The organism is Amycolatopsis sp. NPDC059657, assembly GCF_042734395.1.
Lineage (GTDB): Bacteria > Actinomycetota > Actinomycetes > Mycobacteriales > Pseudonocardiaceae > Amycolatopsis.
Genome location: NZ_JBHWEB010000018.1, coordinates 82,770 through 102,307, shown reverse-complemented (window position 1 = coordinate 102,307; position 19,538 = coordinate 82,770). Strand labels below are relative to the sequence as shown.

Sequence of the window (19,538 nt, the reverse complement as noted above, 5' to 3'; positions counted from 1 at the left end):
AGGGCCGCCGACCTGCTGATCTTCCCGATCAGGTGACCTCGGCCACGCAGAGGGAAGTTTCAAACACCCATTGTAGGGCAGTGGGTTAGGTCTCTACAGTGGCCGCGTGACTCACGCCGACCATGCACCCATGGGCGCGCGCACGCATGAGGGGGACCACACCCAATCCATCCGGGTCCGCGGCGCCGACGCATCCTTTGGGGGCGAATCGCGACCTGATTCTGCTAGGAGCTGGCTTTGCTTCGACATGCCATGAGCACTTCCCGGGGGTACAGACGACGCGCGGCGCTCGGTCTGGCACTCACCGCTCTGGTGACCGTCACCGGCTGCAGCGCACTAGGTGGTTCCGACAGCTCGTCCTCTGGCGGTGGCCTGGAGAAGCCGAAGATCAAGATCACGGCGATGCCGACGATCGACATGGCTCCGTTCCACCTCGCCGTGAAGAACGGTTACTTCAAGGAGCAGGGCCTCGACGTCGAGATCGTCGACGTGCCCAACGGCCAGATCTCGCTGCAGAAGCTGATCGCGGGCGAGGTCGACATCGCCTACGGCAGCTACACGCCGTTCTTCCTGGCGAAGAGCAAGGGCGCGGCCGACATCAAGTTCGTCGCCGACGCCTCCTCGGCCGCTCCGAAGAGCACGGTGATCGTCGCGATGCCCAACAGCCAGGTCAAGAGCGTCAAGGACCTCGCGGGCAAGAAGATCGCCATCACCGGCGAGAACACCATCTGCGACACGCTGACCAAGTCCGTCATGAAGGACAACATGGTCGAGTCCAGCGGGGTCAAGTGGGTCTCGCTGCCGTTCCCGCAGATCGCCGCCGCGCTCCAGCGTGGTGACGTCGACGCGGGTTTCCTGACCGAACCGTTCATCACGGGTGCCGCCAAGCAGGTCGGCGCCGTGCCGGTGGTCGACACCGCGACCGGTGCCACGGCGGACTTCCCGACCGCGGGCTACGCCTCGCAGGCGAAGTTCACCGACGGCAACCCGAAGACGGTGGCCGCGTTCCAGAAGGCCATGCAGAAGGCGACGAAGGAAGCGGCCGACCGGTCGAAGATCGAGCCGCTGATGGTCGAGTTCGCCAAGATCGACCAGGACACCGCCGCGCTGACCACACTGCTGACCTTCCAGTCCGCTTTGGACGCCCGGCGCCTGCAGCGGGTCCCCGACCTGCTGAAGGACCAGGGCACGATCACCGCGCGCATCGACGTGAACACGATGATCGCCCCGCAGGCGAGCATTTCCTGACCGGGAAGGCCGGCCGGCCCGTTCACCGGGCTCGCCGGCCTTTTCCGTCGCGGTGAAGGGATCCGCTGTGCTCAGACGTGTCGCACTCGCACTGGCGCTGTCGGCGGCGCTCACCGGATGCGGCGCGCTCGGCGGCGGAGAACCAGGCGGTAAAGAGGAGCACCCAGCGCCAGGCGGCAAGGTCGAGAAGCCCAAGATCAAGGTCGCGCTCATCTCCACGATCGATCTCGCGCCGCTGTACCTGGCCGACAAAAAGGGTTACTTCAAAGAAGAAGGTCTCGAACTCGAGATCGTCACCCTGCCGAGCAGCCAGGTCACGCTGACCTCGCTGATCAGCGGGCAGGCCGACTTCGCGTTCGCCAGCTATGTGCCGTTCTTCGTGGCACAGGACAAGAAGGCGGCCGACATCAAGATCGTGGCCGACTCTGTGTCGGCGAGCCCGCGCAGCAACATGATCGTCACCAAGCCGGGTTCGGCGGTGAAATCGGTGCGCGACCTCGCCGGGAAGAAGATCGGCGTCTCGGCGCTCAACACCGCCTCGCACATCATGTCGATGGCGGCGATGAAGGCCAATGACGTCGACCAGCGCGAGGTGAAGTGGACGCCCATCCCCTTCCCCGACATGGCCGCGGCGCTGAGCCGCGGTGACGTCGACGCCGCCTACCTGCCCGAACCGTTCATCACCCAGGCGGCCAAGACGATCGGCGCCGTGCCGATCGCCGACGTGGCCACCGGGCCGACCGAGGACTTCCCCATCGCCGGCTACGGCGCGCTGGCGAAGTTCGCCGCCGGCAACCCGAAGACCGTCACCGCCTTCCAGCACGCGATGAAGAAGGCGACCGACGAGTCGGCCGACCGCGCGGCCATCCAGCCGTACGTCGTCGAATTCGGAAAGGTCGACCAGGACACGGCCGCGCTGGTCACCCTGCCCAACTTCCATTCCACCTTGGACGCTCGACGGCTGCAGCGGGTCCCCGACCAGCTGCTCGAGTTCCATGTCATCGGCAACCGGATAGACGTCGGCCCGATGCTCGCTCCACAGGGATAACGTGACAAGACTTCTGCGCAACCTGATCGGCCTGCTCGTGTTCTTCCTGCTGTGGGAAGGCTTCGTACGCGCCGGTTTCGTGAACGCGCTCTTCCTGCCCCCGCCGACGACCGTGTTCGCCAGGGTCTTCGAGCTGCTCGGCGACCCCGTGTTCCTCGCCCACGTCATCGCCAGCGCGCTCGCCTGGCTGATCGCGATGGCCATCGCGATCGTGATCGCGGTGCCTGCCGGGCTGCTGCTCGGCAGCGTCAAGTGGCTGCGCGACTCGACCAAGGTGATCGTCGAACTGCTCCGCCCGATCCCGTCGGTCGCGCTGATCCCGTTGGTGCTGCTGGTGATCGGCGGCGGCCCCGAAGCGAAGATCACGCTCGCCGTGTACGCCTCGGTGTGGCCGATCCTGTTCAACACCATCTACGCGATGTCCGAAATAGACCCGGTGCTCACCGAGACCGCGCGCTCGTACGGGACGTCCAAGACCCGCATGCTGAGCTCGGTCGCGCTGCCGCACGCGGCGCCGTTCATCTTCACCGGCATCAGGATGTCGTCGGCGATCGCGCTGATCCTGGTGGTGAGCACCGAATTCCTGGCAGGCGCCAGCAAGGGCATCGGCCAGTTCCTGGTCGGCGTCAGCGAAGGCGCTGGCCGGATGGACCTGGTGCTCGCCGGGACCGTGGTCGCGGGCCTGCTGGGGTACCTGAGCAACGAAGGGCTCGAACGACTCGGGCGCAGGCTGTTCCGCTGGAGCACGGTCGACCGGGAGGCGGTCAAATGAGCGTCGCCACGAGTGTCCGCAAAGGACTGAGCGGGTTCGCCCGCTATTGGCTGCTGTTCCTCTGCCTGGTGGCGGTCTGGGAGGTCGCGACCAGGATCGCCGGTGACCTGTTCTTCCCGCCGCCCAGCGAGATCGCGGCGAGCGCGGCGAAACTGTGGTTCACCGGGCCCGCGTCGCACCTGTTCCTCACGGACACGGTGTTCGACCAGATCGTGCCCAGCGTGGTCCGCATGCTCGGCGGCTGGCTGATCGCGGTGGTGCTCGGCGTCGCGCTCGGCACGGCACTCGGCCGGTCGGCCACCGGCATGGACTACGTCGGCCCGCTGTTCGCGTTCTTCCGCGCGATCCCGCCGCCCGCGCTGATCCCGGTGTTCTGGGTGCTGTTCAACATCGGCCCCGGCATGCAGATCGCCTCGATCATCTTCGGCTCGATCTGGCCGGTGCTGCTCAACACGGTCGACGGCGTCCGCTCGGTCGACCCGGTCAAGCAGGAGACCGCGCGCTCGTTCCGCACGCCCAAGGCGTACTGGATCACGATGGTCGTGCTGCCCGCGGCGCTGCCGAAGATCTTCGCGGGGCTGCGGCTGAGCCTGTCGGTTTCGCTGATCCTGATGGTGATTTCGGAACTTTTCGGTTCCTACGACGGGATCGGCTACTCACTGCTGTCCGCGCAGCGCTCGTACGAGCTCACGACCATGTGGGCGTGGATCGTGCTGCTCGGCGTGCTCGGTTACGGACTGAACTCGCTGCTACTGATGGTCGAACACCGCGTGCTGGCCTGGCAGCCCGCGCGAGCCTCGAAGGGTAACTAGATGACGAACATGCTCGAGGTGACCGGCCTCAACCACAGCTACGGCACACACGTGGCCGTCTCCGATCTGTCCTTCACGGTCGAAGCCGGGCAACTGGCCTGCATCGTCGGCCCGTCCGGCTGCGGCAAGTCGACGCTGCTGCGGTGCATCGCGGGCCTGATCCCGCCGACCTCCGGCACTGTCAAGCTCCACGACGACAAGGTGAGCGGCGTCCCCGACGACCTCGCGGTCGTCTTCCAGGACTACAGCCGCTCGCTGTTCCCCTGGCTGACCGTCGCCAAGAACGTCGAGTTCCCCTTGCGCTGGGGCGGTTTGAGCAAATCCGACCGCCGCAAGCGCGCGCTCGAGGCACTGGATTCGGTCGGCCTGTCCGGCGTGGGCTCGAAGTTCCCGTGGCAGCTCTCCGGCGGCATGCAGCAGCGGGTTTCGATCGCCCGCGCGCTGGCGTCGCAGCCGGCGCTGTTGCTGATGGACGAGCCGTTCGCGTCGGTCGACGCCCAGACCCGCTTCGAGCTGGAAGACCTGACCAGGCGGGTCCAGCGCGAGCAGGGCAGCACGATCCTGGTGGTCACCCACGACATCGACGAAAGCGTCTACCTTGGCGACCGGGTACTGGTGCTCTCGAAGTCCCCTGCCTCGATCGTCGCGGATCTCCCGGTCCCGCTCCCCGCCGACCGCGACCAGATCACGACCCGCGAATCGGCGGAGTTCGTCTCACTGCGCGGCGAAGTGGCCCGCCTCCTGCACGGCTCGACCCCGGAAGCCGAGACCGCGGCCGCCGACGCGGCCGAGTGGGACCTGGCCGAACGCGGCTCCGAAGTCTCCCCCAAGGCCCGCCAAGACTCCTGACCCCTCGGTTCCGCCGACGTGAACGCCCCTTTCACAACGTTGAGCGTTGTGAAAGGGGCGTTCACGCGGATCGGCTAGGTGCGCAGGCCCATCCGAGCCTTCTACGACGTCGGGAGTGTCGCGACGCCCAGTACCGAGGCGCCGATCAGCTTGCGTGCGGCCAGGTTTCCCATCGGCATGAACGTCGAGGCCTGCACGTCGCGCCACATGCGCTCGAAAGGCAAGGCCTTCGTGTAAGAGGCCCCGCCGATGACATCGACCAAGCGCTGCAACACCTTCACCGCGTTGTTGCTGGCCACGTACTTCACGAGGCCGCAGCGAGCGACGCCTTCCTGGACGTCGCCGCCGAACAAACGTCCACTGGAGACCTCGTCGACGTGCCGGTAAATCAGCGCGCGTGAGCTCTCGATCAGGATCTGGCACTCGCCGATCGCGTCCTGCAGTACCGGGTCTTCGGTCTTGCCACGCTTGACCAGGCTGCGGACCGTCCAGTCGAGCGCGCCTGCCGCGATTCCCGTGTAGACGGCCGCGAAGGCGGGCATTGCCCACGCCCATACGGTTTCGAGGACTCGGGCGTCGAAGTGGCCGACCGGAAGGGAGTGGACCACGCGGTCGTCCGAGACGAAGACGCCGTCGAGTTCGAGGTCGTTGCTCTGGGTTCCGCGCATGCCCATGGTGTTCCACGTCTTGTGGATCGTCACGCCCGGCTGGTCGAGCGCGATCTGGCACAGCAGAAGCCGAGGCCCGCCCTCGGCGTCTTCGAAACGGGCCGTCGTCGAACAGTGCGTGGCGACGGAAGTGTTGGTGGCGAAGCTTTTCCGGCCGGTCAGTACGAAGCCGCCGTCGACCTTCTCCGCGCGGGTGAGCGCGTCGGTCATGTCGTTGCGCAGGCCCATCTCGCTGGTCACCGACGCCCACACGAGACCGCCCTCGGCGGCCTGGCGCAGCAGGGCCTCCAGGCGCGGGTTCTGGGTGCGGCGCCAGACGTTGGCCCATTGGCCCAGCGGCGAGATGTGCATGGTCACCGCGAGCGCGGTCGCGCCGTCGCCCATCGCGAGGCGTTCGAGGACGGGGAGGATCTCGGCGAGGCCCGCGCCGAAGCCGCCGAGTTCCTTGGGCACCGAAAGGCGCAGGAAGCCTGCTTCCGCGAGGTCGTCGTAGTTGGCGAAGGGAAACGTGTTCTCGCGGTCGTGCTCGGCGGCACGCTCGGCGAACACGTCCGCGAGCTTGCCCGCGCGGTCGACCAGTTCTCGCTGTTCAGCGCTCAAGAGGGGTTGCACACAACCTCAATACAGGGCAACCGGATTCGGGTCAACGCGCACGTGCAGCAAGTTCGGCCGATCATCGGTGAGTGCCGAGGACAGGGCCGTTTTCAGGTCTTCCGGACGCTCGACATGACGGGCCGCCAGTCCGAGGCTGCCAGCCAGCGCCGTGAAGTCGATGCCGCCGAGGTCGACGCCCGGCACCTTCTCCCCGCCGCTCGCCTCGCCGAGGATGCGCACCGCCGCGTACTGGTAGTTGTCCAGGATGACGAACGTGACCGGCACATTCTCACGCGCGGCCGTCCACAGTGCCTGGACGCAGTACATGCTGGACCCGTCGCCGATGACCGCGACGACCTTGCGCTCCGGCCGCGCCATCGCCGCGCCCACCGCGGCTGGCAACCCATAACCCAGTGTGCCACTGGCCACCGTCAAAAACCCGGTGTCTGTCGCCCTGATCGGAAGCTGAGCCTGCAGCGCCGGCCGGTGGCTCGGTGTCTCTTCGACGACGATCGCGTTGTCCGGCAACAGTTCCGACAGCGTCGCGTACAGGAAATCGGCCGAAATCAAGCTCCCCTGAACCGGCCGCGGACGTTCCAGCGGAGCAGGCAAGGGCCGGGAAGACTGCTTAACAAGCCCGCTCAACGCCTGAATCGCGAGCCGTGCGGTCGCGCGGACGCCGACGCCCTCGGCGGCGCGGGCGAGCACCTGCTCGTCGTCGCTGATCACGTACAGGGGCGGCAACGGCGTCGGCGATTCGCCGCGGTAGACGTGATACGTGAACGCGGGCGCGCCCAGCACCACCACGAGGTCGTACCCGGACAGCGCCGAAGCGACCATCCCCCGCTCCGGCTGCAGGAAACCGCGGAACAGCCGGTGGTCTTCCGGGAACGAGCAGCGCGCGGACATCGGGCTCGCCCAGACGTCGGCGCGCAGCCGCTCGGCGAGCGCGACGAACCCGGGCACCGCGCCGTCATGGTCGATCGCGGGCCCGGCGACGATCGCGGGCCGCTCGGCCGCGTCGAGCGCGACGGCGAGTCCGGCGAGCACCTCGGGATCCGGGGCGAAACCGGCGATCCGCGGCCGAGTGGCGACCACCTTGTCCGTCTCGACATCCCAGTCGTCGAGCGGCACCGACAGGAACACCGGACCTTGCGGCGCTTGTGTCGCCACGTGATAGGCCCTGGCGATCGCCGCCGGGACGTCCTCGGCGCGTGCGGGCTCGCAGCTCCATTTGACGTACGGCTTGGGGAACGACGCCGCGTCGGTCGCGCCGAGGAACGGCTCGTCCGGCAGCAGCGACCTGGTCTGCTGACCGGCCAGGATGATCAGCGGCGTGCGGTTGCGGAACGCGGTGAAGATATGCCCGGCCGCGTGCCCGACGCCGCCGGCCGAATGCAGGTTGACCAGCACCGGCTTGCGGCTCGCCTGCGCGTAGCCGTCGGCGATCGCGACGACCGAAGACTCCTGGAGCGCCAGCACGTAGTGGAAGTCGCTGGGCCAATCGGTGAGGAACGCGACCTCGGTGGTGCCGGGGTTGCCGAACACCGTGGTGAGGCCGAGTTCTCGGAGCAGGTCGCGGGTGACGTCACGCACAGTCGTCATGCCACTCATTCTAGGTCGCGTTTCTCGGATCGGGTGCGATGAGAGTCGTGATCCAGGTTGTTCCTGGCGGTGCCGCTGCATCGCCCTCGTACCGGGTTGTACTCGGGTGATGCCGCGGCGCCGCCAGGGACGACCTGGGCGCGGCTATCGCGTGCCCGATCCGAGAAACGCGACCTTGTGGCAAAAAGCGGTCCCGATCAGTCTTTGACCAGTGCCGCCCACTCGCGCACCGCGTCAACGTCCAAAGAGGACGACCAGCCACCAGGCCGTACGGCGCTGCCGACATGGAACGCGAACACCCCGTCCGCGCGCAGCCCGGCCACCTGCTCACGCCGCAGGCCACCGCCGGCGAGCAGGTCTGGACCACTGCGCTTGGCGAACTCACGCAGCACGGGCAGCCCGGCGGCGACGCCGTCGGGGTGGCCGCCCGCGAGCACCGTGTCGCAGCCGAGCGCCGAGAGCTGGTCGTAGGCACGCAGCTGGTTACGCGTGCGGTCGATCGCGCGGTGGAATGTCCACCGCAGACCTTGGAGGTCTTCGGCGAGCAGGCGGCACGCCACCGAATCGATCTCGTTGTCGGGCGTCAGGAAGCCGAACACGAACTCACGCGCGCCGAGATCGACGAGCCGCAGCGCGTCGCCGCGCAGCTTGTGAAGGTCGCCCGGCGCGAAGGAACCGTTGTCCCGCAACATGATCCGCACCGGCAGGTCGGTCGCGCCGAGCACGTCACGCACGACCTCCGGCGACGGCGTGAGCCCGTCGAGTGCCATGTCCGCGACCAGTTCGAGCCGGTCGGCCCCACCCGCCTGCGCGATTTCGGCGTCCGCCGCGTCGAGTGCGATGACTTCGAGCAGGCCCGTCATTGCCGTCCTTGTCGTTAGGATGTGGACTCTTCGTCGCCCCTCGCGTGGCGTCCTCTTCGGACACCGCCCTGCAGACTACTCATCCGCTCCCGCACCGCGTCTGGGGAAAGAGAGAGTATCGGCATCGGCTCGGGCGGCCACTGCACGCCCTCCTCACCGGAGGTCCGCGCGATCGGCAGCGCCGGTGAGGTCGCCTCGTTGTCGCCCGCGTAGTCCGCGTCGGACTCCGTCGGCCAGGCTTCTTCCGACGGCCACACGGGATCCGGCTCGACGGCCGCGCGCTCCACCGGTGCCAGTACCGGTCGCGACGGTGGCCCGGCCTGGAACCAGCGCGACAGCACGTCCTGGTACGCGGGCATCCGCTCGGTCGGCGCGTCCGTGTCCAGGTGGTGCGACTCCGGCTCCTCCTCGACCGGCCAGGACGGCGTGTACTCCTCGACGACCGGCGCGCGGCGCGGTGCTTCGACGACCGTCGGCAGCACCAGCGGCTCCGGCTCGCTGAGCAACGGCGCCAGCGGCGTGAAGGCGGGCGGCTCCTCTTCGACGGCGGCCTGCTGCTCGATGGGCGGCGGCGGGAGTTCCAGTGGCGGCGGCGGTTCCGTGACCAGCCCTGCCGGTACGAGCACCGTGGCGATCAGGCCGCCGCCTTCGGCGGCGGCGAGCCGCACGTCGATGCTGTGCCGCTTCGCGAGCGTCGCGACGACGTACAGCCCCATCCGGCGCGACACCTCGACATCGACGTCCGGCGGGCTCTCCAACCGCTTGTTGGCCCGGTCGATCTCCGCCTGCGGCATGCCGGCGCCGCGGTCGGCGATCTCGATCCGCCACGCGCCGGCCGGGGTCAGCGAACTCGCCACGGTCACGATCGTCTGCTCCGGCGAATACCGCGTCGCGTTCTCCAGCAACTCCGAAACCACGTGCACGAGGTCGTTGACGGCCTCGCCGCGCACCGCGATCTCGGGTGCCGGGTTGAGCTCGATGCGTTGGTAATGCTCGACTTCCGACAACGCGGCACCGATGATCTCGTCGGCGACGACGGCGCCTGAGGCGGTACGGCCGAGGTCGGTGCCCGACAATACGAGCAGGTTCTCGCTGTTGCGCCGCATGCGGGTGGCGAGGTGATCGAGCTCGAACAGCCCGCCGAGTGTGTCGGGGTCCTGCTCGTCGGCTTCCATCCGGTCCAAAACGGACAGTTGCCGCTCGACGAGATCCTGGCTGCGCCGCGACAGGTTGACGAACATCGAGTTGACGTTCTCGCGCAGCAGAGCTTGCTCACCGGCGAGCCTGACCGCTTCGCCGTGCACCGCGTCGAACGCGCGCGCCACCTGACCGAGCTCCTCCCGGCTGAACACCGGTACCGGCGCGACCTCCAGGCGCCGCAACACATTCTCCTGCTGCGGCTCCTGCGCGTTGAGGATGCCTTCGACCACCGCGGGCAGCCGGTGCTCGGCGACCTCCAGCGCGCTGCGCCGCAGCACGCGCAGCGGCCGCAGCAGCGACCTGGCGATGATCACCGACAGCACGCCCGCGACCAGCAGCACGGCGAGCACGATCCCGCTGTCCGTGATCGCCGACGTCCGCGCGCCCGCGGCGAGTGAGTCCGTGCGGTCCTGCATCTGGACGAGCAGCGCCTGCTGGACCTGATGCACCAGGTTGATCGTGTACGTGGACGAGGTGTCCCAGACATTGGGGTCGAGCCCGCTGAGATCGCCGTTCCCGTCGCCCTCGGCGCGGGTGAGCGCCGACTGGGCGAGGTTGTTGCCGAGGTCGACCACCAGGCCGATCACCGTGTCGTTGTACATCCGCTGCTGCTCGGGGTTCGCGAACGTGCGGAAGTCGCGCTGCGCCGAGTCGATCTCGGCCTGCGCGCCGAGCAGCGCGCGGGTGCGCTCGTTGGTCAGCTTGCCCTGCGCGAGCGCCTCGGCCAGTATCGCGCGCTTGACCGACATCTGGTCCTTGGTGCGGGCGAGCGCGTTGCTGGCGAGGCGCAGCCTCGCGAGTTCGGGGTCGGTGATGTCGGCCGCCGACGCGCCGCTGATGTCGAGGATGCCCGCGATCAGCTCGCTGTAGGCACGCAGCACCGCGTCCGGCGGGAACTGCGAATGCTCGGCCGAGTAGCGCAGCCCGGTCAGCACCCCGAGGCGGTCTTCGGTGAGCCGGAGACTCTCGGCCGCGTTGGCGGCGAGCCGCGAACGGCTGTCGACGAGCGTCCGGTCGAAGGTGCCGATCGCCATGTCGACGCGCTGGCGCTGACTCTGCAACTCGCCGACGTCACCCTTACGGCCCGCAGCCACATAGCGGACAGTGAGGTCCCGTTCACGCTGAAGTTGGTGTATTACTTCCGTAACAGTGTTGTCGATTCGGCTGCGCGCGGCCAATTCCGCGAGCGCCTTCGCGTCGTCCAGATCGGATTTGACGCGCAGGCCCACCAGTGCCACGACCGCCAGCGCGGGAATCAGCAGCACGACGAACAATTTCGTACGGAGGTGCCAATTCCGAAGGCGCCAGCGGCCACCAGCAGCGCCGCCCGCTTGGGCGCGCTTTTCGCGACGGCTCACCTGGCTTCCTTCTTCCGCCGTCGTGTGACGCACGCGGCCGGCTATAGAGGGCTTCACCTCGAACCTACTCCAGAGTAGTTAAACTCTGAGTGATCCGAAAGCCGCTCATTAGTGGTACGGCCTGCCCGCGATGCTATTGCCAGTGGCGCTTAAGCTCCAGCACAAGGAGCATATTGGCTCGGCCGCTGAGGGGTCCGGATGGCACGAAAGATCGGGATTCCGCTGGTCATCGGGGTACTGGCGATGACCGGCTGCTCGATGTTCGGCAATGATCAAGGCCCGGCGGCGGTTTCACTCGAAAGAACAACCCTTCGAGTGGGCGTCGGCAACGTTATTGACACTGCGCCACTGCGGCTCGCGGTCCAGGAAGGTCGCTTCGTCAGCGCCGGGCTTCGCGTCGACCTTGTCGAGCAGGGCCAGGAGAACACCGCGATCGGCAAGCTCGCGGCAGGCGAGCTCGATGTCGCCTTCGCCAGCGATGTCGCATTGTTCCGCGCCGCGGCGGGCGGCACCGCGCTGCAGTTGCAAGGCGAGGCCTACACGGCGGGCCCCAACACGATGGCGCTGGTGACGTTGCCCTCGTCGAAGTATCCCGAACCGGCCGCCAAGAAATCACCGACCATCGCCGTCAACATGCTCGATGATCTCGGTTCACTCGCCGCCAAATCGACACTGGGCACGGCCGGAGTGGATCCGAAAAAGATTCACTTCGAACAACGGCCCTTCGATCAAATGGCCCAGGCATTAACCGACGGCGAAGTCGACGCCGCCTGGATGGTCGAGCCGTACATCACCAGGGCGGAGAAGGAGCTCGGCGCGCGCATCCTCGCCGACGGCGCGGCCGGCGCCACGCTCGACTTCCCGGTCTCCGGGTACGCGTCGAGCGGAATGTTCGCCCAGGCGAACCCGAAGACGCTCGCACTGTTCCGGCTCGTGCTCAGCGAAGCGCAGCAACGCGCGGACGACCCCGCGGTCGTGCGCGGGGCACTGCCGAAGTTCTCCGACATCGACGCGACGACGGCCTCGCTCATCGCGCTGGGGACGTACCCGGCCACGCTCAACGGCATCCGGCTCCAGCGGGTCGCCGACCTGATGCACAACGAGAAGCTGATCAACGACCGGCTCGACGTGATGGCGCTGCTCCCAGGGAGCGGCCGACCAAGCTAGCCTCGGTCACTTCTTGCACTTGGTATACTTTTGCTCCAAGTGTGAGGAGTTTGCCGTGCGCGAAACAGACGTGGTGGTGGCGGGCGCCGGGCCCGCCGGATTGATGACGGCGGCGGAACTGGCGCTGGCCGGGGTACGCGTGACAGTGCTGGAGCAGCTGCCGTCGACCAGTGAGATGGCCAAGGGCAACGGCGTGCAGCCGCGCACCTTCGAGGTGTTCGACCTGCGCGGAATCACCATCGGCGGCGATCCGCTGCCCGACGCGGTCGGCCATTTCGGCGGGCTGCCGGTGCCATTGGACTACGGCCCATGGCAGACGAAGCATCCGAAGGTCGGGAACGTGCCGCAGAACCGGATCGAGGCCGCGCTCGAAGCACGCGCGGTCCGCGACGGCGCGGTCGTGCTGCGCGGGCACGCGGTGACGGGGGTCCGGCAGGACGACGAGGGCGTCACCATCGAGGCGGGCTCGACCTTCCGCGCCCGCTACCTGGTCGCCGCCGACGGCGCGCACAGCGCGGTGCGCAAGCTGCTGGGCGTGCCGTTCCCCGGCCGAGCGGGCACGTACGTGGCCACGCTGACCGACATCCGCCTCGCGACGATGTCGGACCTGGTGCCGAGGCAGATCGCGCATTTCCGCGAGATCACCAGGCAGGCGAACGGGTACTGGAGCATGCTCACGCCGTTCACCGAAGGCCGGTACCGATTCGTCTTCGGCTTCGTCGGCGAACAGTCGCCGCGCGACACCCCGGTCACCTTCGACGAGGTGCAGACCGCACTGAAAGCCTTGTACGGCAACGAAACCTCACTCGCCGAGCTATGCGTCGCCTCGCGCTTCAGCGACGCGACCCGGCAGCTGGAGCGGTACCGGCACGGCCGGGTGCTGTTCGCGGGCGACGCGGCGCACATCCATCCGCCGCTCGGCGCGCAGGGGCTCAACCTCGGCATCCAGGACGCGTTCAACCTCGGCTGGAAACTCGCCGAGGCGGTGCACGGCGACCCGTCGCGGCTCGACAGCTATCACGACGAGCGCCACCCCGTCGCCGCCCAGGTGCTGCGGCACACCGCCGCCCAGCGGGTGTTCACGGCGCCGTCACCAGGCGAGGACGTGCTGGCGTTGCGCGAGATCTTCACCGAGATGTTCCGGCAGCCGGACGCGAACCGGTACCTGACCGGGCTGCTGTCCGGCCTCGGCCTGCGCTACCCGGACGCATGCCGGATACCGGACCTCGACCTGGTCACGGCCGACGGCCCGGTCTCGCTCTCGACCCTGCTGCACCCGGGCCGCTGGCTGCGTCTCGACCTGGGTTCGCACGACGTGCCGGACGGCCCGATCAGGACGGTCCGTGCGAAGACCACCGGCGAGTACGACGGCGAGCTGCTCCTGATCCGGCCGGATGGCTACGTGGAGCTAGGCGTTGGTGACGGGCGTGAGACAGATCGTACGCTCGTAGGGGCCCTCGTAAACCAGGATGTGATCGCCTGACGAGCACAGGTCCGGCTCGACGGCGTAGCGGTGGACGACCACCCTCACCTCGGCGCCCCTCGCCCCGCAGCTGATGCGCTCGACCGCCGTCTCGCTGTCGGCGTTGCGCACGCAGTCGCCCGTGTCGACATTGAGCGCCAGGCACAGCGTCGACAGTGGCTCGTTGTGGTCGGCGGCCGTCTTCACCTTGAGGAAGTCGCCTGCCGGGCATTTGGAGCCGGGGAGCGCCCTCGCCTCGACCCGGTAGATGGCTTCATCACGGGAGCAGGTGATCTTGCGGAAGTCGTAGTCATGGCCTTCGGTGCCGGACTTGAGCGTCAGGCAGTCACCGGTCCCGACGGCCGTGGCGACGGCCACGACCCGGAAGAACAGCATCGAGCCACCGAAACTGAGCAGGAACGCGAACACCACGCCGAGCACGATGCCGATCTTGGCGCCGGTGGCCAGCCGCTTGATCTCGACCTCCGGCACGGACGGCGCCGGTGCCATGAATGGTTCGTTCGTGCTCAAGGTGTCCCTCCCGATCCCCGATCCGACCATCTTCGCACGGGGCTTTTCCCAGGTGATCGTCGTAGGCACGTATAAAGGACTGGTGACCGACGGCCCCTTGATCGTGCAATCAGACAAGACAGTCCTGCTCGAGGTCGACCACCCGATGTCCGGTGACGCGCGGATCGCGCTCGCGCCGTTCGCCGAGCTGGAGCGGGCTCCGGAGCACGTGCACACCTACCGCGTCACCCCGCTGGCCTTGTGGAACGCGCGCGCGGCCGGGCACGACGCCGAGCAGGTCGTCGACGTGCTGACCACCTACTCGCGCTTCCCCGTGCCGCAGCCGCTGCTGATCGACATCGTCGACACGATGGGCCGGTTCGGCAGGCTGCAGATCGCCAACCACCCGGCGCACGGGCTGGTCATGTCGACCACCGACCGCGCGGTGCTGGAGGAGATACTCCGGCACAAGAAGATCAGCCCGATGCTGGGCACGCGCATCGACCCGGACACCGTCATCGTGCACCCGTCCGAGCGCGGGCGGCTCAAGCAGGCGCTGCTCAAGGTCGGCTGGCCTGCCGAGGACTTCGCCGGGTACGTCGACGGCGAGGCGCACCCGATCGCGCTCGACGAGGGCGACTGGAAGCTGCGCGACTACCAGCGCCAGGCCGCGGAGGCGTTCTGGGCGGGTGGATCCGGTGTCGTCGTGCTGCCTTGTGGCGCCGGCAAGACGCTGGTCGGCGCGGCCGCGATGGCCAAGGCACAGGCGACCACGCTGATTCTGGTGACCAACACCGTGGCCGGTCGGCAGTGGAAGCGCGAGCTGATCGCGCGGACGTCGCTCACCGAGGAGGAGATCGGCGAGTACTCCGGCGAGAAGAAGGAGATCCGCCCGGTCACCATCGCGACGTACCAGGTGATCACCCGCAAGACCAAGGGCGAGTACCGGCACCTGGAGCTGTTCGACTCCCGCGACTGGGGACTGGTCGTCTACGACGAGGTCCACCTGCTGCCGGCGCCGGTGTTCCGGATGACGGCGGACCTGCAGTCGCGGCGCCGTCTCGGGCTGACCGCCACGCTCGTGCGCGAGGACGGGCGCGAGGGCGACGTGTTCTCGCTGATCGGGCCGAAGCGGTACGACGTGCCGTGGCGCGACATCGAGGCGCAGGGCTGGATCGCGCCTGCCGAATGCGTCGAGGTCCGCGTGACGCTGACCGACAACGAGCGGCTCCAGTACGCCACGGCAGAGGCGGAGGAGCGGTACAAGCTCGCGTCCACCGCGGACACCAAGACCGCGGTCATCAAGTCCATTGTGGAGAAACACAAGGGCGAGCCGACGCTGGTCATCGGCGCCTATCTCGACCAGCTGGAGATGCTCGGCGCGGAACTCGACGCGCCGGTCATCCAGGGGTCGACTCCCAACAAGGAACGCGAAAAACTCTTCGACGCGTTCCGTACCGGTGAGCTCAGCACGCTCGTGGTGTCCAAAGTGGCCAACTTCTCGATCGACCTGCCGGAGGCCTCGGTCGCGATCCAGATCTCGGGCACCTTCGGCTCACGTCAGGAGGAGGCGCAGCGGCTCGGCAGGCTCTTGCGGCCCAAGGGTGACGGGCGGCAGGCGCACTTCTACTCGGTCGTCTCGCGCGACACCGTCGACACCGAGTACGCCGCGCACCGGCAGCGGTTCCTCGCCGAGCAGGGCTACGCGTACCTGATCGTCGACGCCGACGACCTGCTGCGTCCGCTGTAAGGCGGAACCGCCGCCGGTTCGCCACCGTCCCAGGTTTCGGAAACGACCTGGATGGGGGCGTACATGAGCGACGAGCGTGAAGGTTTCGAGGCTGACCTGACCGAGCTGGAAAACGGCATCAAGAACGACATCGAGCCGGCGCTGGAGCATTTCCAGCAGCTGTACGAAGACGTCGAAACGATCGCGGACCACGATGTGGCGAAGCTGCTCGGCACCGGCGGTCCCGTGCTGATGGGGATGTTCGCGGCGTCGGCCGCCGCCGTGCTGGACGGCCAGCGCGCGGCGGTCGCGTCGCTGGAGGGGTTCCGCGACGCGCTGAACGACGTCGTGCGGTCCTATCGCGCGGTCGAAGACGCCACCGGCGGCAACGTCAAGGCCGCCGGGGTGATCCGATGAGCATCGACTTCGACGAGCTCGACGTGTCGTTCCGCGAGGCTGGCGGGCTGGTCCCGTTCCTGGTCACGATGGCCGGGTGGGTGGGGTTCCTGACCGTCAAGGACGAGACCCCGAGTCTCGGCGGCACCGGCCAGATGATGGAAGGGCTGCCGATGACCGACGTGAAGTTCGACGACTTCTTCCGCACCGCGCAGGTCCTGTCCGGCCAGCCGCTGGACGAACTGGGCGAGGTCTACGAGACGCTGGTCAAGAACGCGCGCGGGCTCGACGACGGCATGGAGAACTTCCAGAGCGCCTGCAACAACATCTTCCGCAACTGGCGTGGTGACGCGCAGGCCGCGTGCGCCGCGTACGGCGGCAAGATCATGGACTTCGTCAACGACGAGCGCGAAGCGGCGTCGACGCTCGCGTCCTGCCTGCTGTCCTACGCGGGCATCATCAAGGCGGCCCGTGCCGACTGGCTCAAGCTCGCGCAGAACTTCGTCGCGGCGCTGAACCAGAAGCAGGAGAACGACGAGGCGTCCGGCTGGAAGGTACTGCTGACCGTGGTCGGCAGCCTGGTCGGCGCGGCCTTCAGCGTGGTGACCGCCGGGGTGAGCCTGGCGGCCAGCGAGGCCGCGATCGCGACGGCGATCTCGTTCGGCAGCGCGGTGACCGCGGCGGTGGCCGACGGCGTCACCGAGGCCGCCAAGGAGTCGCTGGACGGCGAGAAGTACCAGGACATCGCGTACAAGTACCTGCGCGCGTGCCGGGAGATCGAATCCCGGCTCGTCAACGGCATCAACGACGAGGTCGTCCCGAAGCTCCAGCAGCTCGGCGAGTCGCGACCGACGCCGCCGTCCACCCCGGTCGACGTCGGCAGGTTCGACGACGATCCCGGCAAGGTGCTGGTGCCCGAGCACACCCCGGACAACATCGACAAATGGCTGGCCAAGAAGAAGAAAGAGGCGGACTCGCGGCCACCGTCGAACATCTCGTCCGCGCTCGGCTGATGGACGCGGCCGAGCGGGCGCGCGACGAGTTCCGCGCACGGCAGGAGGAGGCGCTCCGGCGTAACCCGGAGCGCCTGCTGGAAGCGGTGCTTTCGCAGGCCAAGCAGGTCACCGGGACCGCGTCGTCGGCCGACGGCTCGGTCCAGGTGACCGTCGACTACCTGGGGATGCCGACGCGGCTGGAGTCCGCGCGCGACGTGGACGCCCGTGCGATCCTCAGCGCGGTCCAGCTGGCGGCGTCACGGGCGCGCGACGAGGTGCGCGGGCTGTACACGCCGCTGGTCGAGGCGAAGATCATCGACGACTACCCGGGGCTGCTCCCCCAGTCGATGAAGCCGGTCGTACCGACGGTGGCGCCGGCCGTCGAAGAGGATGAACCCGCGGAACCCGTGTTCAGGGAAGACGCTTGGTAGCACCGCGCTGACCTGCGGTTTTCGACGTTCACCCGAACAGGTGAGCGAAGATCGGACTGGAAATTGTCGGTGGTTCGAACTACTGTTCGAGGTATCTAGCCGAACACCAGTTCGAGGGGACCTCCCATGACCATCGCTCCGTTCCGCCCGGTCACGCCGATCGTCCAGACCCTGCCGCCGGGACACTGGCACGGCAGGCTGTGGGTCTCGGACGAGCCATTGACGCAGTCTTCGCGGTATCTGACGTGTGTCGCGGAGTACGACCGCACCGGTCTCTGGCCGGTGCTCATCCCGCGCGACCAGCGGTTCGCGGTCAACGGTGAGGACTGGATCGACGACCGAGGCAGGCTCGCGCCTGCCCGGCACAAGATCGGCCTGGTCGACCCGGCCGTCACGCTGGACCGCTGGTGGGACGCCTCCTGCTGCGACGGCGCCTGCCTGCGCCCCTTCGGCGCCAAGTTCCCCGGCCTCGCCCGCCGCCCCCAGCGCCGCGCCGACCCGCTCGCCGAGGCGGGCAACACCGGCTCGGTGCTCGCGGCGCACGCGGAGTACCGCCTCGGCCTGGTCCAGACGGAGCGTCCGGCCGACATCCCGGCGATACTCGGCTGGACCGGCATGATCAAGTTCACCGACCAGGTCGCGGAGCTGTCCGGCGTACTGCGCAGCTGGGAGGAGCGCTTCGGCGCGACCCTCATCTCGCTCGGCTTCGACTCGCTCGAGCTCTCGGTGTCCGCGCCCCCGCGCAGCCAGGGCCGCGCGCTGACGGTCGCCGCCGAGCACCGCGCGTTCAGCCTGCCCACGTTCGCGGGCCAGCCCGGAAACCTGCGCGAATACGCGGCCGGGCTGGTGCACTCGCGGCACTGGAAGTTCTCCTGGGCCTGAGTTTCGGGCGTGGCCGGGCGGGCTACTCCGAGGGGAGGAGGTGTCTCGTGATCCGTGTCGGGGTGTCGGGTTGGCTGTATCCGCCCTGGCGAGGCACTTTCTACCCCCAAGGCTTGCCACACAAGGAAGAGCTGCCGTACCTGGCTCGGCAAGTGAACACGGTCGAGATCAACGGGACGTTCTACTCGCTGCAGCGCCCGGCGTCCTTCCAGACCTGGTTCACGCGAACCCCGGACGACTTCGTGTTCGCGGTCAAAGGCCCGCGCTTCATCACCCACATGAAGCAGCTGCGCGACACCGAAACGCCTTTGGCGAACTTCTTCGCGTCCGGAGTGCTGGCGCTCAAGCACAAGCTGGGCCCGGTGCTGTGGCAGCTCCCGCCGCGCCTGCGGTTCGACCCCGAAAGGCTCACCGAGTTCTTCGGCTTGCTGCCCCGCACCACCCGCGCCGCGGCCGCGTTGGCCAAGCGTCACGACGAAAAGCTCAAGACCGACCCCTGGCTCAAGCCTGGCCCGCAACGCCGCCTCCGGCACGCTGTGGAGGTCCGCCATCCGAGCTTCGAGTCGGCCGAGTGCACTGCCTTGCTGCGCGAGCACGACATCGCGCTGGTCTTCGCGGACACGGCGGGCAAGTTCCCCAACCCACGCGAAGACACAGCGGACTTCTTCTACCTCCGCCTGCACGGCGACAAGGAACTCTACGCGAGCGGCTACAGCGACAAGGCCTTGGACGACTGGGCGGCCACGATCCACGAGCGCCGCCACAAGGACATCTACGTCTACTTCGACAACGACATGAAGGTCAAGGCCCCCGGCGACGCCCGCACCCTCGCCGCCAAGCTCAACTTGGGGTCGTGGGGGGTGGGGGGGGGGGGATAAGCGGGGGCCAAAAAACCCCAACAAACGCCCCCGGGGGCCCGGCGGTTGGGGGGGTGTTGTAATTGGTAGAC

The 19,538-nt window shown here is 68.1% G+C and carries 18 protein-coding genes; 13 read left to right on the top strand and 5 right to left on the bottom strand.

Annotated features, from left to right (window positions below; all coding sequences use genetic code 11):
* The first annotated feature begins 252 nt into the window (after positions 1–252).
* The 5 genes from ACFV15_RS12825 to ACFV15_RS12805 all read left to right on the top strand — a co-directional run bounded on the left by ACFV15_RS12825 (position 253) and on the right by ACFV15_RS12805 (position 4,729).
* The gene (locus ACFV15_RS12825; protein ID WP_378350375.1) at positions 253–1,248 is read left to right on the top strand and encodes an ABC transporter substrate-binding protein; all 996 of its coding nucleotides are present in this window, start codon (positions 253–255) and stop codon (positions 1,246–1,248) included.
* A 67-nt stretch (positions 1,249–1,315) separates the two neighbouring features.
* Positions 1,316–2,296 carry an ABC transporter substrate-binding protein gene (locus ACFV15_RS12820; RefSeq protein WP_378350374.1) on the top strand — a complete coding sequence of 327 codons (981 nt, stop codon included), beginning with the start codon at positions 1,316–1,318 and terminating at the stop codon, positions 2,294–2,296.
* Position 2,297: 1 nt separating this feature from the next.
* The gene (locus ACFV15_RS12815; RefSeq protein ID WP_378350373.1) at positions 2,298–3,068 is read left to right on the top strand and encodes an ABC transporter permease; all 771 of its coding nucleotides are present in this window, start codon (positions 2,298–2,300) and stop codon (positions 3,066–3,068) included.
* A complete protein-coding gene (locus tag ACFV15_RS12810; RefSeq protein ID WP_378350372.1) occupies positions 3,065–3,880 on the top strand; it encodes an ABC transporter permease in 816 nt (271 codons plus the stop codon). The genes ACFV15_RS12815 and ACFV15_RS12810 overlap by 4 nt, the downstream gene beginning before the upstream one ends.
* The gene (locus ACFV15_RS12805; RefSeq protein WP_378350371.1) at positions 3,881–4,729 is read left to right on the top strand and encodes an ABC transporter ATP-binding protein; all 849 of its coding nucleotides are present in this window, start codon (positions 3,881–3,883) and stop codon (positions 4,727–4,729) included. It begins immediately after the preceding gene.
* Positions 4,730–4,830: 101 nt separating this feature from the next.
* Here ACFV15_RS12805 and ACFV15_RS12800 read toward each other — a convergent pair whose 3' ends face one another.
* The 4 genes from ACFV15_RS12800 to ACFV15_RS12785 form a co-directional block, all read right to left on the bottom strand.
* Entirely contained in the window at positions 4,831–5,997 is a 1,167-nt protein-coding gene (locus tag ACFV15_RS12800; RefSeq protein WP_378350370.1) for an acyl-CoA dehydrogenase family protein, read from the bottom strand.
* Between the two features lie 18 nt (positions 5,998–6,015).
* Positions 6,016–7,596 carry a benzoylformate decarboxylase gene (gene mdlC / locus ACFV15_RS12795; RefSeq protein ID WP_378350369.1) on the bottom strand — a complete coding sequence of 527 codons (1,581 nt, stop codon included), beginning with the start codon at positions 7,594–7,596 and terminating at the stop codon, positions 6,016–6,018.
* A 197-nt stretch (positions 7,597–7,793) separates the two neighbouring features.
* Complete coding sequence (locus ACFV15_RS12790) at positions 7,794–8,459, bottom strand: copper homeostasis protein CutC (protein WP_378350368.1); 666 nt, start codon at positions 8,457–8,459, stop codon at positions 7,794–7,796.
* A gap of 14 nt (positions 8,460–8,473) precedes the next feature.
* Positions 8,474–11,017, bottom strand: coding sequence for a nitrate- and nitrite sensing domain-containing protein (locus ACFV15_RS12785; protein WP_378350367.1), 2,544 nt, complete (start codon positions 11,015–11,017; stop codon positions 8,474–8,476).
* A 198-nt stretch (positions 11,018–11,215) separates the two neighbouring features.
* Between ACFV15_RS12785 and ACFV15_RS12780 the strand changes: the two genes are divergently transcribed.
* Both ACFV15_RS12780 and ACFV15_RS12775 read left to right on the top strand, forming a co-directional pair.
* A complete protein-coding gene (locus ACFV15_RS12780) occupies positions 11,216–12,184 on the top strand; it encodes an ABC transporter substrate-binding protein (protein WP_378350366.1) in 969 nt (322 codons plus the stop codon).
* 55 nt (positions 12,185–12,239) lie between these two features.
* The gene (locus ACFV15_RS12775; protein ID WP_378350365.1) at positions 12,240–13,667 is read left to right on the top strand and encodes an FAD-dependent monooxygenase; all 1,428 of its coding nucleotides are present in this window, start codon (positions 12,240–12,242) and stop codon (positions 13,665–13,667) included.
* Here the strand turns inward: ACFV15_RS12775 and ACFV15_RS12770 are convergent.
* On the bottom strand, positions 13,593–14,177 hold the full coding sequence (locus ACFV15_RS12770; protein WP_378350364.1) for a hypothetical protein: 585 nt from the start codon (positions 14,175–14,177) through the stop codon (positions 13,593–13,595). The genes ACFV15_RS12775 and ACFV15_RS12770 overlap by 75 nt on opposite strands.
* An 82-nt stretch (positions 14,178–14,259) precedes the next feature.
* Here ACFV15_RS12770 and ACFV15_RS12765 point away from each other — a divergent pair, with 82 nt between their 5' ends.
* The 6 genes from ACFV15_RS12765 (at position 14,260) to ACFV15_RS12740 (ending at position 19,467) form a co-directional block, all read left to right on the top strand.
* Positions 14,260–15,906, top strand: a complete 1,647-nt coding sequence (locus tag ACFV15_RS12765; RefSeq protein WP_378350398.1) for a DNA repair helicase XPB — start codon at positions 14,260–14,262, stop codon at positions 15,904–15,906.
* A gap of 63 nt (positions 15,907–15,969) precedes the next feature.
* Positions 15,970–16,302, top strand: a complete 333-nt coding sequence (locus ACFV15_RS12760) for a hypothetical protein (RefSeq protein WP_378350363.1) — start codon at positions 15,970–15,972, stop codon at positions 16,300–16,302.
* Positions 16,299–17,294, top strand: a complete 996-nt coding sequence (locus ACFV15_RS12755) for a hypothetical protein (RefSeq protein WP_378350362.1) — start codon at positions 16,299–16,301, stop codon at positions 17,292–17,294. Before ACFV15_RS12760 ends, ACFV15_RS12755 begins: the two co-directional genes overlap by 4 nt.
* A complete protein-coding gene (locus tag ACFV15_RS12750; RefSeq protein WP_378350361.1) occupies positions 17,225–17,707 on the top strand; it encodes a hypothetical protein in 483 nt (160 codons plus the stop codon). Before ACFV15_RS12755 ends, ACFV15_RS12750 begins: the two co-directional genes overlap by 70 nt.
* A 126-nt stretch (positions 17,708–17,833) precedes the next feature.
* The gene (locus ACFV15_RS12745) at positions 17,834–18,589 is read left to right on the top strand and encodes a DUF4253 domain-containing protein (RefSeq protein WP_378350360.1); all 756 of its coding nucleotides are present in this window, start codon (positions 17,834–17,836) and stop codon (positions 18,587–18,589) included.
* Between the two features lie 47 nt (positions 18,590–18,636).
* Positions 18,637–19,467, top strand: a complete 831-nt coding sequence (locus ACFV15_RS12740; protein WP_378350359.1) for a DUF72 domain-containing protein — start codon at positions 18,637–18,639, stop codon at positions 19,465–19,467.
* Positions 19,468–19,538 lie beyond the last annotated feature (71 nt).